Source organism: Chitinophaga sp. CF418 (genome assembly GCF_900142925.1).
Classification (GTDB): Bacteria; Bacteroidota; Bacteroidia; order Chitinophagales; family Chitinophagaceae; genus Chitinophaga.
The window spans coordinates 302,158-316,531 of the sequence record NZ_FRCN01000010.1 but is presented as its reverse complement, the minus strand read 5'-3'; the positions used below and the strand labels follow the sequence as shown (position 1 = coordinate 316,531).

Below are 14,374 nucleotides of genomic sequence, written 5' to 3'. Positions count from 1 at the left end.
TGGGCGCGCGTTTGTAGTTCAGGTGACCTGCCGGGGATGGTTTACAACCCGATGAATTTGTAACCTTGTTATAGTCATCATGGACTTATAGTTGGTTATAACTCCGGGAACCGATAATCCGGGATGTTCATTTGTTGATATCAATCATTTTTTGCATCAATTTGTTGGCATTAATTTGTTGCATTAAATAACCAAACATCAATATACCAATGCATAAAGGATTTCTCATCATCGCAGCAGTACTGGGCGCTCTGGCCGTAACACTCGGCGCATTCGGCGCTCACAAGCTGAAGGAACTGGTTCCGCCGGAAACAGTAAGCACATTTCAGACAGGCGTTACGTATCAGTTTTATCACACATTCGCCTTACTGGCGGTAGGCATTTTATTCGCCCAGTTCCCTGCAGGAGCTAACCTGCTGGAATGGGCGGGACGTTGCTTCTTTATCGGAGTGATACTCTTTTCCGGTTCTTTGTACGTATTAACAATGATAAAGGCGACCGAAACCGTAGGACTGAACAAAATAGGTATTGTCACACCAATTGGAGGTTTATTCTTCATTGCCGGTTGGATCTGCCTGTTGCTGGCGCTGTTGAAGAAATAGTGAGACGGCTGCCTGATGATACAAGCATCAGAGAAAGTATTAATAACACTAGCATATCATTTAACTATCCAGGGGCTGGCCTATGGCTTAGCCCCTGAAATTTTAGGGACGATACGCCTCAGCAGTAATACGGCAATAATCATGTTGCTACCCTGGAGGAATACGAGACGCCTGAATAGTAACCGGCAATCCAACGTAATCCGCGCTGCAACACGCATCGCGCCAAAAAACAATAAAACAACACGCATGTTCAAATACCTGATTATCATTTGCCTCAGCCTCGCAGGAACAGTGACAGCACAAGAAATCAACGGCAACTGGTATGGCGTCTTCACCACTCCGCAAGGCCAGAAACAACGCCTGCAATTACAACTCCAACGCCAGGGAAATCAGCTGAAAGGACAATTGAAAAGCCCTGACATTGCAGCTGAAGACATCGCGCTGGATACTGCTTATGTCAGAGGTAATACCCTGACATTCGTTATCAAAAATATCAGCTTTAAATATACCGGCTACTGGAACAGTATCCGTAACCGTTATGAAGGATACTTTGAACAGGTCGGCAACCGCACTCCCCTGAACTTCTCCAGGGATGAGATCAAAGACCTGCCGGTTACCCGCCCCCAGGACCCGTCAGAACACCCTGCCTATGATGTGCAGGAAGTGAAATTCGTGAACCCGGTAGATAAGGTCCTGCTGAGCGGTACCTTCACCAAACCTGGCCAGAAAGGACCATATCCCGTGATCGTCATGATTTCCGGAAACGGTCAGCAAAACCGGGATAATGAACAGTTCGACCACCGCTCATTCGCCGTGCTCACCGATTACCTCGTAAAACATGGCATCGCTACGCTGAGGTTTGACGACCGCGGAGTAGGAGAGAGCACCGGCAATTACGACTCCTCCGGTATCTTCAACTTCGCCGAAGACGTCAAAGCCGCTGTCAGCTGGCTACGTAAGAGAAAAGATGCAGATTCTGCCGCCATCGGACTGCTGGGGTATAGTGAAGGAGGGGTGGTAGCCCAGATCGTCGCCGCAGGCGACCCCAGGATCGCTTTTATGATCACCATGGCCTCCCCGGGATTGGATGGCCGGGAGTACTATAACCGGAAACTGGCGCAGGTAGCTAAGATGCTCGGAGAAAAAGACAACCATATAGAGGCTTACGTTGCCAGTTACCAGCGTTACCTGAATGTCATGACGCTTACTGCCGATCCCGCCGAAAGACAACGGAAGGCTTATGCAGAACTGTCAGCCCTCTATAACCACTTTGGGGACAGTACCAATACAATTGGCAGACAAAACTTTATAGAAGCGACTTATGCCGTTGATAATAAAGCAGAAGCATTATCCCTCCTTCAATATGATCCTGCTTCATACCTCGCTAAAATAAAATGCCCGGTTTTAGCTATAAACGGAAGCGAAGATGTGATCACAGACGCCACCACCAACCTGAAAGCATTGGAAAGCGGAGTGGTAAAAGGTGGAAATGAGCTGGTTACGATCCGGAGCTTCGCAGGGCTGAACCACTTGTTTCAACATTGTGAATCCTGCACATTGGAGGAATATGGGACGCTGGACGAGACAATAAACCCCGCTGTATTGGAGTTTATCACAAGATGGGTACAGTTGTTGTATTAATGGGTGGGCCCAAATTGAGAACCAGGGGGGACAGGGAATGGAGAATGCATAAATTCCCGGTTCCGTAGTTACTGATTCTTAATTGAAAATAAATTCTTAATATATCGACGAGCGACCGTAATTTTGGAGCGCTATAATGTATGTCTAAAAACAAACTGAAAACAGAAAAACCGGAGAGTAAAAAACCTCGAGGCAACGACCCCAACGTACTTAAGCAGGACAAGGAAGTAGAGGTAAAAGTAAAAGAACTGGTAAAAGACGAAAGGACCCATAAGGTTTTTGGGGTAATATGCCTGTTGTTGTCGCTCTACTGTTTTATCGCGTTTACATCTTATCTCTTTACCTGGGAAGAAGACCAGGATAAGGTATTTCGTTATTCAGCCAGCTTATTGCTAATGGACATGGATAGCGTGAAGGTGGAAAACCTCCTCGGGAGGTTAGGGGCCTTCGTCTCCCATTGGTTCTTCTACAAAGGGTTCGGTATAGCTTCCTATCTGTTTTGTTATCTGTTTTTTATCCTTGGCGTCAACGCTGTGGTAGGCCGTCGTGTTTTCCGCATCTGGCGTAATATTAAATATATCCTCTTTGGCCTGCTGTTTATCAGTACTACTGCGGCCTTCGTATCCATGCTGTCCGACTTCCCCTGGGGAGGGGCCATGGGTGACGCTGTCAATAACTGGCTGATCGGCTTCCTCGGAAGGGCCGGAGCTGCATTACTCCTGCTGGTAGCTGGATTGTCCTGGCTGATCTGGAAATACAACTACGACTTCAAATGGCTGGAACAACAGTTTAAAGCCAAACCCAAACCTGCTGTGGCGCCTGCAGCTGTTCCTGAACCTGCAATAATTGCCGTTACGCCGCAACAGCCGGCTGCCAATACAAAGGAACCCCGGAAGAAAAATGGGCTCAGAGAATCTGGTGTTTCTGTAATACCACCACCTGCGGATAATGCCGAACTGCCTGAAATGCAGCTCATTGAGCGCAGTGATGCCTCTATTACCCTTATTCCGCCTGCTAATCTGTCAGCCGGCGAAGAAGAAGTGGAGGAAGAAGTGGAGGAGGAACAGGATGAAGAGGCCGGACCACTATTATATATAGAAGAAACTGTCGAACAGACCGCTTCCCGCAGGAAGAAGCCTAATACAGAAGATGTAGCCTGGGAGATTAAACCTCCCGTAGAAGAAGCAGAAGATGAAGCGGAAGAGGAGCCGGTAAGGCAGCCCGTTCAGATGGACCCTTACGAGCCTACCCTTGACCTGCGCGACTATAAATACCCCTCTCTGGAGCTGCTGGACAACCACAGCACTGAAAAGATCGTACAGGATGCCAGTGAACTGGACAGAAATAAGAACCAGATCATTGACACCCTGAAAAACTACGATATTTCCATCCAGAAGATCAGCGCTACCGTAGGACCAACAGTTACCTTATATGAGATCGTACCCGCCGCCGGTGTGCGCATTTCCCGTATCAAGAACCTGGAAGATGATATCGCGCTCAGCCTTTCCGCGTTGGGTATCCGTATTATTGCGCCAATCCCGGGTAAAGGTACCATCGGCATCGAGGTGCCTAATGTGAAGAAGAGCATCGTATCACTCAGGAACCTGCTGGCCTCTGAGAAGTTCCAGCAAAGTAACATGGAACTGCCCATTGCTATTGGTAAAAAGATTGATAATGAGAACTTTATCGCTGACCTGGCCAAAATGCCACACTTGCTCATGGCAGGTGCTACCGGACAAGGTAAGTCAGTAGGTATCAATACATTACTTGTATCCTTACTCTATAAAAAGCATCCTTCCCAGCTGAAGTTCGTACTTGTCGACCCTAAAAAGGTGGAACTGTCGCTCTACAAGCTGATAGAAAAACATTTCCTGGCCAAGCTGCCGGGTGAGGAGGAAGCCATTATTACCGATACCAAAAAGGTGATCCATACCCTCAATGCACTCTGTATTGAAATGGACCTCCGTTATGACCTCCTGAAAGAGGCTGGTACCCGTAATATCAAGGAATACAACCACAAATTCGTTCAGAGAAGGCTGAACCCACAAAGGGGACACCGTTACCTGCCGTTCGTGGTACTGGTAATCGACGAGTTTGCCGACCTGATCATGACAGCCGGTAAGGAAGTGGAAATGCCGATCGCCCGTCTGGCTCAGCTGGCCCGTGCGGTAGGTATCCATCTGATCATCGCTACCCAGCGTCCGTCTGTCAATATCATCACCGGTACCATTAAAGCCAACTTCCCGGCGCGTATCGCCTTTAAGGTATCCTCCAAGATCGACTCCCGTACCATCCTGGACATCGGCGGCGCAGAGCAGCTGATCGGTCAGGGGGATATGCTGGTTTCCTTCAATGGGGAGCTGGTACGTTTGCAGTGTGCCTTCGTGGATACGCCTGAAGTGGAAAAAGTGGCAGAGTATATTGGTGAACAGCGGGCTTATCCTGAAGCCTATCTCTTACCGGAATATGTGGATGAGAAGGATATGGAGGGCAAAGAGATCAGTCTGCAGGATAGGGATCCGCTCTTTGAAGAGGCTGCCCGTGTCATTGTACAGAACCAGCAGGGCTCTACCTCCTTGTTACAACGCCGTATGAAGCTCGGTTATAACAGGGCCGGAAGGCTGATGGACCAGCTGGAGGCAGCCGGTATTGTAGGACCTAATATGGGTAGCAAGGCCAGGGAGGTTAATGTCAAGACAGAGGCCGATCTCGAAGAGATCCTGAACGATCTCGGCTGATCGTAGTACATTTGGCTTTATATTAACGAAAGATAGACAGGTATCGGCATAACATTTGTCTTTACAAACAGCAGAAATAAAACTTACGAAAAATGAAGAGAATTTTATTATTGGCCATATTAGCAGGCGGCGTAGTAATGAACGGAACGGCTCAGTCCAAAGGCAGCCTGGGAAAGAATGATCCGAAAGCGAAAGTGATCCTGGACGGTGTAAGCAAGAAATTTTCACAGTTGAAATCAGTGGTGGCCAATTTTGTATTAAAAATAGAAGGTGCTAACAATAGTGTAACAGACTCAAAAAAAGGCACCGTTTACATGAAGGGTGCTAAATATAAAGTGAACCTGGACGGCCAGGAGATCATCAGCGATAACAAAACCTCCTGGACATACGCAAAAGATGCTAACGAGGTAACAATCAATAACGTAGATCCTAACAGCTCTTCCCTGTCACCGGCTAAGCTGTTCACCAATTTCTACGATAAAGACTATCTGTACCGCCTGGATGGAGAAACTACTGAAAAAGGTAAAGTGCTGCAGAACATCGAAATGACGCCTACAGACAAGTCCAAGAACGTATTTAAAGTGATTGTGTCCATCGATAAAAAGAACCAGAACATCTCCAAAATGAAGGTTTTTGAAAAGAATGGCAATCACTATACATATGAGATCACCAGCTTTACACCCAATACAAATGTATCAGATGCTACTTTCAGCTTCGATCCAAAGAAGTATCCTGGTGTAGAAGTGGTAGACCTTCGCTAAGATATTGATGGGTCTTCGCAACCGAAGACAAAGAAAAGCCTGGCTATTTTTGGCCGGGCTTTTTCCATTTTATTATTACCTTTGGCAAGTTTAAATTAAAATTAAGCAATATGGCATACGACGTAATCGTAATTGGTAGTGGCCCTGGTGGATATGTGGCTGCTATCCGGGCTTCTCAGCTGGGATTTAAGACGGCAATCGTTGAAAGAGAGAGCCTGGGCGGTATTTGTTTGAACTGGGGTTGTATTCCCACGAAAGCATTATTGAAGTCTGCACAGGTTCTGGAATATATACAGCACGCCAAGACTTACGGAATTAACGTAGGCGAAGGTAGTGCTGATTTTGACGCTGTTATCAAGCGTAGTCGTGGTGTAGCTGATAAGATGAGCAAGGGCGTACAGTTCCTGATGAAGAAAAACAAGATCGAAGTGTTGATGGGTAACGCTAAGGTGAAATCCAAGAGCCAGATAGAAGTAACTGATAAAGACGGTAAAACTGCCGTACACGAAGCAAAATATATCATCCTGGCAACAGGTGCACGTTCCCGTGAACTGCCTAATCTGAAAATAGATGGTAAAAAGGTAATTGGCTACCGTGAAGCAATGGTACTGCCAAAACAGCCTAAATCCATGATCGTTGTAGGTTCCGGCGCTATCGGCGTTGAGTTTGCCTATTTCTATGCAACCCTGGGCACTAAAGTGACCATCGTTGAGTTCATGCCGCGTATCGTTCCGGTTGAAGATGAAGACATCTCCAAAGAACTGGAAAAGATCTACAAGAAGAAAGGTATTGAGATCATGACCAACGCTTCCGTGGAAGCTGTTGAAGCTGCAGGCGAAGGTGTGAAAGCAAAAGTAAAGACTGCCACCGGCGAAATTTTCCTGGAAGCAGACGTAGTACTGAGCGCTGTAGGTATCGCTGCCAACATCGAGAACCTCGGTCTGGAAGCACTGGGTGTTAAAACTGATAAGGGTAAAGTTCTGGTTGACAAATACTACCAGACCAACGTTCCTGGCGTTTACGCTATCGGCGACATGGTGCCTGGTCAGGCGCTGGCGCACGTTGCCTCTAAAGAAGGTATCGTTTGCGTAGAAGCGATCGCTTACAACGAAAAGAAATACGCGCATAAACCAACACCTCTCGACTACATGAACATTCCTGGCTGTACTTACTGTGCTCCGGAAATTGCATCTGTAGGTTATACTGAGAAAGCTGCAAAAGAAGCTGGTTACGAAGTTAAAGTGGGTAAATTCCCATTCTCTGCTTCCGGTAAAGCTACTGCTGCCAGCGCTCCTGAAGGTTTCATTAAAGTGATCTTCGACGCTAAATACGGCGAATGGCTGGGTACACACATGATCGGTGCTAACGTTACTGAAATCATTGCACAGACTGTGACTGCTCGTACACTCGAAACCACTTATCAGGAAGTGCTGAACTCTATCCATCCGCACCCAACCATGAGCGAATCTGTGAAAGACGCGATCGAGGTTGCTTATGGCGAGGCAATTCACCTGTAATAATTAATTCTTCTATAATGAAAGCCCTTCTGCATTGCAGGAGGGCTTTTGTTTTTTGTATTCTGATTGGCGATACTTCGGTTCCCGGCAGGACCACTGCTTGTAGTTCTTTGGAGTTCCCTGCTAAGTTTGTCCTGCTTAGCGATAGTTTCGTAATCCTTCACGCCTTTTTGCATATATATCCGAGCCCTCACTTCGTCAATCCCTGTTCTTTAATTTCCATTTAACTTTTATTTTCCGGGTATCATGGAATGTTGTAATATTGATACCGAGCAACTGAAATCTAAACAATAAAAGTCAAGCACTAAAAGTCGAAAATCTACAACCGGGCACACCCGGTGTTACCCGAGTAATCAAAAATTGAAATCCAGCAATGACGCGGTAAATCGCGAGTTGCCGCATGTCTTGCCGTCACAAAAATGAACGCATGAGTTAAGCAAATTTATCTGTCAGGTTAGCTATATCTACTGATGAACAATGTACGTATTCCATGAGCACTACAGGGAATTAGTCTATAGACATTTGCCTTCAGTTTCCCGGAGATGATTGATCCTGGCGGTATGCAGCCCACCCACTGCAGGTCAGCCACTGACAATTATCTTCAGCCCTCCGGTGCTGAATAAGATGTTTATAGCGGTTACATCTCTCATCAGCTGATCAGCTAATAATATCTTCATTTTATCGAAACCCAAATCTTACAATGTATGCGCAAACACACATTAACGGCCCTCTTTTGCCTGATGGCAGGAGCAAGCGCCTGTATCATCTCCTGTAAAAAAGAAAACGCACCTGCTAAAACTACCAATGAAGCAGGTGTATCCCAGACAACACTGGACCAGATCAGTGCTCTCGGATTCAGCACTGCTGAAGTACGTAAAGTAGATGGCGGCTATCTCGTAGAAGGTGATATCTTACTGAGTGAGAATGACCTTACTGCAAAGGTGAACAGCCCATTCTTACGTACCGCCAAAGAAGAGCAATATCGTACAAACAACCTGGTGACCGGCTTACCACGCGTGATCACCATCAGGGTATCCAACCTGGGAACTGCCTTCGTAGCAGGTACCGACACTGCAATTGCACGTTATAACAGGCTGGGACTGACCATTACCTTCAGACGTATTACCAGTGGTACCGCTAATATCACTATCACTGGTTTCAACGAAGGACCAAGCGGTGGTTACATCACCCTGGGATCTTCTGGTTTCCCTACCAGCAGCGGTAATCCTTACAGCTCTATCCGCATGAACACCAATGCAGCGGCATATGGTTCCAATCCGAATGTATTGTATGTAGGATCTGTAATACAGCACGAGATCGGTCACTGTATTGGGTTCCGTCACACAGATTACTATAACCGCGCACTCAGCTGTGGTGGTACTGCCACTAACGAAGGTTCTGCCGGCGTAGGCGCTATCCTGATCCCTGGCACACCAAGCGGCTTCAGTTCTAATTCCTGGATGCTGGCCTGCTCCAATGGTGGTAACCGCACCTTCAATGCCAACGATATCACTGCGTTGAACACGCTGTATTAATTCCGCTATCAGGAGACTGGCATTAATACCGGGAACATTGATATACGCTAAGCAAATTGATATCATTCCCGGGAGAGCTGAGATGGATATCACCTGGCTGAAAGTAATATCATGCAAACGAATCGCATGCTTTGTATTTCCTGATGCATGAGCACAATCTGTAAAAAATATCAAAACATTTAAACGATATGCGTAAGCACCTATTAGGCGCCTTCATCTGCTTGCTGGCAGGCACACTGATGGTTTCCTGTAAAAAAGATGCAGTAAAATCGACGACTGCATCAGAGATCTCCGATGAAACAAAGGCCAAGATCTATGCGCTGGGATTCGGTACTGACAATGTCAGAAAAGTAGCAGGAGGTTATCTCGTGGAAAATGATATCGTGTTGACAGAAGAGAATCTGAATACAAAGGTCAACAGCCCCATTTTAAGGGTCGCTGAAAGCGAACAGTATCGCACCACCAATCTGGTGTCTGTATCCGGTGCCCGTAACATTACGGTGCTGGTAAGCGGCCTTGGTACTGCTTATGTAGCAGGTACTGACACAGCTATTGCGCGTTATAACAGGGCTGGTCTGAGTATCACTTTCACCCGCATTACCAGTGGCACCGCTGATATCACTATCCAGGGCTTTTCTCAGGGCCCAAGTGGTGGTTTTATCACATTGGGATCTTCCGGTTTTCCTACAGCTGCAGGCAATCCGTATAATTCAATCCTGATGAATACACACAGACTGGCATACGGAGCAAATCCGAATGTACTGTATGTAGGTTCTGTGATTCAACACGAGATCGGTCACTGTATCGGCTTCCGTCATACAGACTACGACACGCGTGTAAGCTGCAATCAGAATGTGAACGAAGGTGATGCCGGTTATGGCGCTATCCACATTCCGGGAACACCAACAGGCTTTGATGCCAACTCCTGGATGCTGGCCTGCTCCAATGGCGGCGACCGTACATTCAATGCAAACGATCTTATCGCACTTAACTATTTGTATTAACTCATAAGATCCCTTATTAGCTGATGCATGAGCAACGACGATAGCCATAGCAGCATGCCATCGGGTCATCAGATGCTGTTGACGTGATCACTATCGTCAAAAAAAGCCAGAGACTTAGCTTTCCGCTATCGGTCTCTGGCTTTTATTATAGAAGATCTTAATTACTGTTTGTTAATCGATCACTACCTAATCACAACTAATTACTAATTGTAACACTAAATTGATTACTACCTAATCACAACTAATCACCAATTGTAAATACTGAATAGATCACTATCTAATCCCTATCTGATTTCTAATTATAAACACTGAATAGATCATCAATTTTAGCTTCTATTCCGCTTTACATTCATACACAACGGAGCTGCACCTGTCTACATTTTTCAGTCCCTTTCTGTAAGAAATAAACCCATTCCAGAAGCCCTTAAACAAACCATTACCACCGGTTTTATATTTCTCACTGAGCAGGCTCACGTAGAATCCGTCAAACACCATGGGATGTTTGCGTACGATTCGGATCTTATGTTGTTTCAGCAGGACTTCCATGGAGGAAGGGGAGAAGTGGTAGAGGTGGCGTGGTACATCATAAGCGGCCCAGAAGGACTCATAATGTTCCGCATCAGACCCTGTATAATTCGGTACTGCGATAATAAGAGAGCCTTCCGGCTTCAGCAAAGTACGGATCTGTTTTAAGTAGTCGTGCAGGGAATGAACATGTTCAAGAACGTGCCACATCGTGATTGCATCGAACTGTTGTGCCGGCAGAGAGAACAGTTCAGAGGATGGCAGTGGTTCGATATTATAAAGTGTTTTGGCATTATTCCTGGCGATGTCGTCAGGTTCCAGGCCAGTGACCTGCCAGCCAATTTGTTTCATATAGTGAAGGAAGGCGCCGGTGCCGCAGCCTATATCCAGCAGCGTACCTTGTTTCAGTCCTGTCGCTGCTTTCACCCAATTCTGTTTGGAGCGCATGGTGATCTTTCTCACGCTATGATATAAGCGGTTGATCAATCCTTTACGGGTCTCAGAATGAGAGATATAATCCTGTGATTGATAGTAACGACCTATTTCCGCGAGGCCCGGAACATGCTGGGTAAACCTTCCGCTGCAATGCCCGCAATGATAGATATCAAATGATTCGCCCGACACAGTATAATCTTTGGCAGTCAGTACCTTGTGTATATTGCCAGCCCCACATATCGGGCACGCGTTATAATAAATAGAAGACATGGCCTAAAAATACAATACAATTACGAAATACAGACAATGAAATAAGAATTGGCTCCATTCTGAAGCCTGCCACCAATCGTCCGTCCGGAGGTAGCAGTGGTTTCAGGTGGTCCTACCTGGAACCGAGCTACCGTGGTAAAAAAACAAAATTAAACGCCCTTATACTCCCCCCACACCTTCCGCAACGTATCCGCAATCTCCCCCAGCGTACAATAACTCTCCACGGCCTCCACCACAATCGGCATAAGGTTCTCCGTAGTCTGCGCTGCTGATTCGAGACGCGCCAGCAACGCCGTCACAGCCGCATTATCCCGCTTAGCCCGTAGCGCCTGCAGCCGTTCTGTCTGCACCTGTCTGATACTATCATCAATCCGGAACACCTCCGTCGCCACATCTTCCCGTACAGCAAATTTATTCACCCCCACAATGATCTTCTCCCCATTCTCAATCTCCTGCTGATAACGATAAGCACTCCTCGCTATCTCATCCTGCATAAACCCTTGTTCAATTGCACTGACAGCGCCTCCCATCACATCTATCTTCCCGATCAGCTCCCACGCACGGGACTCCACTTCATTTGTCAGCGCCTCCACATAATAAGATCCCGCCAGCGGATCCACCGTATCGGCAATACCGCTTTCATACCCCACGATCTGCTGCGTACGTAATGCAATGCGCGCCGCTGCCTCAGTAGGTAGTGACAGCGCTTCGTCATAACCATTGGTATGCAGCGACTGTGTACCACCCAGCGTCGCAGCCAGTGTCTGCACAGTTACCCGCACGATGTTATTATGCGGCTGCTGGGCAGTCAACGTACTGCCCCCCGTCTGTGTATGGAAACGCATCATCTGCGCCTTAGGATCCGTAGCCCCCATCTCTTTGGTAATATGCGCCCACATACGGCGTGCCGCGCGGAATTTGGCTACTTCCTCAAAGAGATGATTATGCGCATTAAAGAAGAAGGAAAGACGGCGGGCGAAGACATTTATATCCAGCCCCTTGTCCAGCGCTGCTTTTAAGTACGCCTTACCGTTAGCAAGCGTAAACGCCAGCTCCTGCACAGCGTTAGCCCCCGCTTCGCGGATATGATATCCTGATATGGAGATGGTATTCCATTTCGGTACCGAGTGACTACAATAGTCAAAGATGTCGGTAATCAGCCGCATTGAGGGCTTGGGAGGGTAGATGAAGGTACCACGGGCAGCATACTCCTTGAGAATATCATTCTGAATAGTACCGGAGATCTTCTTCAGATCAGCGCCCTGCTTCTTCGCCAGGGCAATATACAGCGCAAGTAAGATAAACCCGGTAGCATTGATAGTCATGGAAGTGGAGATCTCCTCCAGTTGGATGCCTTTGAACAGGCGTTCCATATCCTCGAGGGAGTCAATGGCTACGCCGACTTTCCCGACCTCGCCCTCCGACATAGCATGATCGGAATCATACCCGATCTGGGTGGGCAGGTCAAACGCCACGCTGAGGCCCATTACTCCTTGTTGCAGTAGGTAGTGATAACGTTCGTTGGACGCTTCTGCCGTGCTGAAGCCCGCATACTGCCGCATTGTCCACAGCTTATCCCGGTACATGGAAGCGTGTACGCCCCTTGTAAAAGGAAACTCGCCCGGCAACTCCTGCATTGGCACTGGTGTGGTATATACTGGTGCGATTGTGATACCGGCATCTGTTTTGATACTATCTTTCATAATCTGAATTTCGTGGAATAATGTCGTAGTAAGAGCAATGTTACATAATTATTACGTTATTGCGGTGGAGCACAAATTTGATAATTTGCAAAAAGTTTTTTCTGATAAGCCATGTTTATTTACGCTTTGTTACTACTCACATTCGCCCTGGCTCTGCTAAGCATTTTCCTGGTCTTTATTGCATCCGGCAGGATATTCCGGCATAGCTGGTCCCTGTTTATCCTGGGGCTCTCCCTCGGCCTGTTTATTTATCTCTATGGTACCTGGATCTACCTTAGTGTCGATGCCAAATGGGGATTTGGCATCTGTCTGCTGCTAACCCTGTTCCTCGGCTTCTTCCGCAAAAAGAAAGATGCGCCGGTGCCGCGTGTATGGCGTTTTGTCGGCAACCTGTTCTTTTCAGTATTGTTCCTAACGCTCAGTACCCTTTATTTTACAGGTACTACAGGAAAGGCGAGGCCTATCGACCTGGCTTTCCCGCTGAAGACAGGCCGGTATTTTGTGTTGCAGGGAGGAAAGGGCCTGCCAACAAACCTGTTTCACTACAGTCTGCGTGGAGCAATATATGCTATGGATATCGTGAAGTTAAAACCCAATGGCGCCCGGGCAAATGCTATATTCAGCCGCCGCCTGGAGGATTATGAAATATTCGGTGATACACTGTATAGTCCCTGTGATGGTCGTATTGCCAGGGCCATTGGCGAAGATCCGGACAATATTCCGCCGGATATGATCAGGGGACCACACAATACCAACCAGGTACTGATAGAAACAGCGAACAGTTATGTGTTCCTGGCCCATCTGAAACATGGAAGTGTGATCGTGAAAGAAGGAGATGTGGTAAAACAGGGAGATCCCCTGGGATGTGTGGGTAATTCAGGATTCAGCTCAGAACCGCATTTACATATACAGGCACATGTCAAAGTACCGGGCATACCCTGGTTCCTGTCGCCGCCCCGTTATATTCATTTTAACGGAAGAGGATATCTGTTGTATGAAGTGATAAGACCGCAGCGGGTAGAGATGGTGAAGAAGTAATTGGATAGAAGCTAAGCGGTTAAAATAACCGTTTAGCTTCTGCATTTAATATCTGTGACGTCAGTTCGGAAGGAGAAGTTTCCGCCTGCAGGAATATTTCCAGTATTTGTTTGTTCAGGTCCATTGCCGTAGCATCAGGAGGAAGCTGGCTGGCTACCTGGTTGATGATGGTAATAGTTTGCTCTTTCAGTGTTTTTACCGCTTCCCAGGCCATAGGAGACACATATATCTGCTGAGCGATGTTGTGTTCATATTCAGCTTTGATGGTCTGTATCAATCCCACCTGCATGTCAACCGCTGTTAATCCCGGTTGGAATATGCGTCCGATCAGGTTCTGCAGGTTAATGCGTTCCACCAGCAATACCAGGCGCTCATAGGCCTGTAACTGCAATGGCAGGATAGCTTTATCTGTAGCCGGCTTTGATGCGTTTTCCGCTGGCGCCGGAGTTGCTTCCGGTTTGCGGATCATGTCTTTTAAGGTCATATAAAGGATAGCCAGTACGCCGGCGCCCAGTACGATAAACAGTAACGTGCTATTTGAAATGTTCATTCAGATTGGATATTACAGGTGCAAATATATGGAAACGAATTAATATGCAAGGGTG

The 14,374-nt window shown here is 47.1% G+C and carries 11 protein-coding genes; 8 read left to right on the top strand and 3 right to left on the bottom strand.

Features of this window, described 5'->3' with window-relative positions; genetic code table 11:
* The first annotated feature begins 209 nt into the window (after positions 1-209).
* The 7 genes from F3I09_RS22335 to F3I09_RS22305 all read left to right on the top strand — a co-directional run bounded on the left by F3I09_RS22335 (position 210) and on the right by F3I09_RS22305 (position 9,798).
* Positions 210-602 (top strand): DUF423 domain-containing protein, encoded by a 393-nt coding sequence (locus tag F3I09_RS22335; RefSeq protein ID WP_149697268.1) that lies wholly within the window; start codon positions 210-212, stop codon positions 600-602.
* Positions 603-617: 15 nt separating this feature from the next.
* The gene (locus F3I09_RS22330) at positions 618-2,243 is read left to right on the top strand and encodes a S9 family peptidase (RefSeq protein WP_149697267.1); all 1,626 of its coding nucleotides are present in this window, start codon (positions 618-620) and stop codon (positions 2,241-2,243) included.
* Positions 2,244-2,383: 140 nt separating this feature from the next.
* Positions 2,384-4,981, top strand: coding sequence for a DNA translocase FtsK (locus tag F3I09_RS22325; protein WP_149697266.1), 2,598 nt, complete (start codon positions 2,384-2,386; stop codon positions 4,979-4,981).
* A gap of 92 nt (positions 4,982-5,073) precedes the next feature.
* A complete protein-coding gene (locus F3I09_RS22320; RefSeq protein ID WP_149697265.1) occupies positions 5,074-5,742 on the top strand; it encodes an outer membrane lipoprotein carrier protein LolA in 669 nt (222 codons plus the stop codon).
* Positions 5,743-5,852: 110 nt separating this feature from the next.
* On the top strand, positions 5,853-7,259 hold the full coding sequence (lpdA, locus tag F3I09_RS22315) for a dihydrolipoyl dehydrogenase (protein ID WP_149697264.1): 1,407 nt from the start codon (positions 5,853-5,855) through the stop codon (positions 7,257-7,259).
* Between the two features lie 704 nt (positions 7,260-7,963).
* Complete coding sequence (locus F3I09_RS22310; protein WP_149697263.1) at positions 7,964-8,794, top strand: M57 family metalloprotease; 831 nt, start codon at positions 7,964-7,966, stop codon at positions 8,792-8,794.
* A 188-nt stretch (positions 8,795-8,982) separates the two neighbouring features.
* A complete protein-coding gene (locus tag F3I09_RS22305; RefSeq protein ID WP_149697262.1) occupies positions 8,983-9,798 on the top strand; it encodes a M57 family metalloprotease in 816 nt (271 codons plus the stop codon).
* A 333-nt stretch (positions 9,799-10,131) separates the two neighbouring features.
* Here the strand turns inward: F3I09_RS22305 and F3I09_RS22300 are convergent, their stop codons facing one another.
* Both F3I09_RS22300 and F3I09_RS22295 read right to left on the bottom strand, forming a co-directional pair.
* Positions 10,132-11,028 carry a bifunctional 2-polyprenyl-6-hydroxyphenol methylase/3-demethylubiquinol 3-O-methyltransferase UbiG gene (locus F3I09_RS22300; protein WP_149697261.1) on the bottom strand — a complete coding sequence of 299 codons (897 nt, stop codon included), beginning with the start codon at positions 11,026-11,028 and terminating at the stop codon, positions 10,132-10,134.
* Positions 11,029-11,177: 149 nt separating this feature from the next.
* Entirely contained in the window at positions 11,178-12,731 is a 1,554-nt protein-coding gene (locus tag F3I09_RS22295; protein ID WP_149697260.1) for a methylmalonyl-CoA mutase, read from the bottom strand.
* A gap of 111 nt (positions 12,732-12,842) precedes the next feature.
* Between F3I09_RS22295 and F3I09_RS22290 the strand changes: the two genes are divergently transcribed.
* Complete coding sequence (locus F3I09_RS22290) at positions 12,843-13,769, top strand: M23 family metallopeptidase (protein ID WP_149697259.1); 927 nt, start codon at positions 12,843-12,845, stop codon at positions 13,767-13,769.
* Positions 13,770-13,788: 19 nt separating this feature from the next.
* On the opposite strand, the gene F3I09_RS22285 is transcribed toward F3I09_RS22290, so the two are convergent.
* Positions 13,789-14,319 carry a hypothetical protein gene (locus F3I09_RS22285; RefSeq protein WP_149697258.1) on the bottom strand — a complete coding sequence of 177 codons (531 nt, stop codon included), beginning with the start codon at positions 14,317-14,319 and terminating at the stop codon, positions 13,789-13,791.
* Positions 14,320-14,374 lie beyond the last annotated feature (55 nt).

Coding starts and splice junctions, on each gene's coding strand:
- F3I09_RS22335 (WP_149697268.1), top strand. CDS start 210: ATGCATAAAGGATTTCTCATCATCGCAGCAGTACTGGGCGCTCTGGCC.
- F3I09_RS22330 (WP_149697267.1), top strand. CDS start 618: ATGATACAAGCATCAGAGAAAGTATTAATAACACTAGCATATCATTTA.
- F3I09_RS22325 (WP_149697266.1), top strand. CDS start 2,384: ATGTCTAAAAACAAACTGAAAACAGAAAAACCGGAGAGTAAAAAACCT.
- F3I09_RS22320 (WP_149697265.1), top strand. CDS start 5,074: ATGAAGAGAATTTTATTATTGGCCATATTAGCAGGCGGCGTAGTAATG.
- lpdA (WP_149697264.1), top strand. CDS start 5,853: ATGGCATACGACGTAATCGTAATTGGTAGTGGCCCTGGTGGATATGTG.
- F3I09_RS22310 (WP_149697263.1), top strand. CDS start 7,964: ATGCGCAAACACACATTAACGGCCCTCTTTTGCCTGATGGCAGGAGCA.
- F3I09_RS22305 (WP_149697262.1), top strand. CDS start 8,983: ATGCGTAAGCACCTATTAGGCGCCTTCATCTGCTTGCTGGCAGGCACA.
- F3I09_RS22300 (WP_149697261.1), bottom strand. CDS start 11,028: ATGTCTTCTATTTATTATAACGCGTGCCCGATATGTGGGGCTGGCAAT.
- F3I09_RS22295 (WP_149697260.1), bottom strand. CDS start 12,731: ATGAAAGATAGTATCAAAACAGATGCCGGTATCACAATCGCACCAGTA.
- F3I09_RS22290 (WP_149697259.1), top strand. CDS start 12,843: ATGTTTATTTACGCTTTGTTACTACTCACATTCGCCCTGGCTCTGCTA.
- F3I09_RS22285 (WP_149697258.1), bottom strand. CDS start 14,319: ATGAACATTTCAAATAGCACGTTACTGTTTATCGTACTGGGCGCCGGC.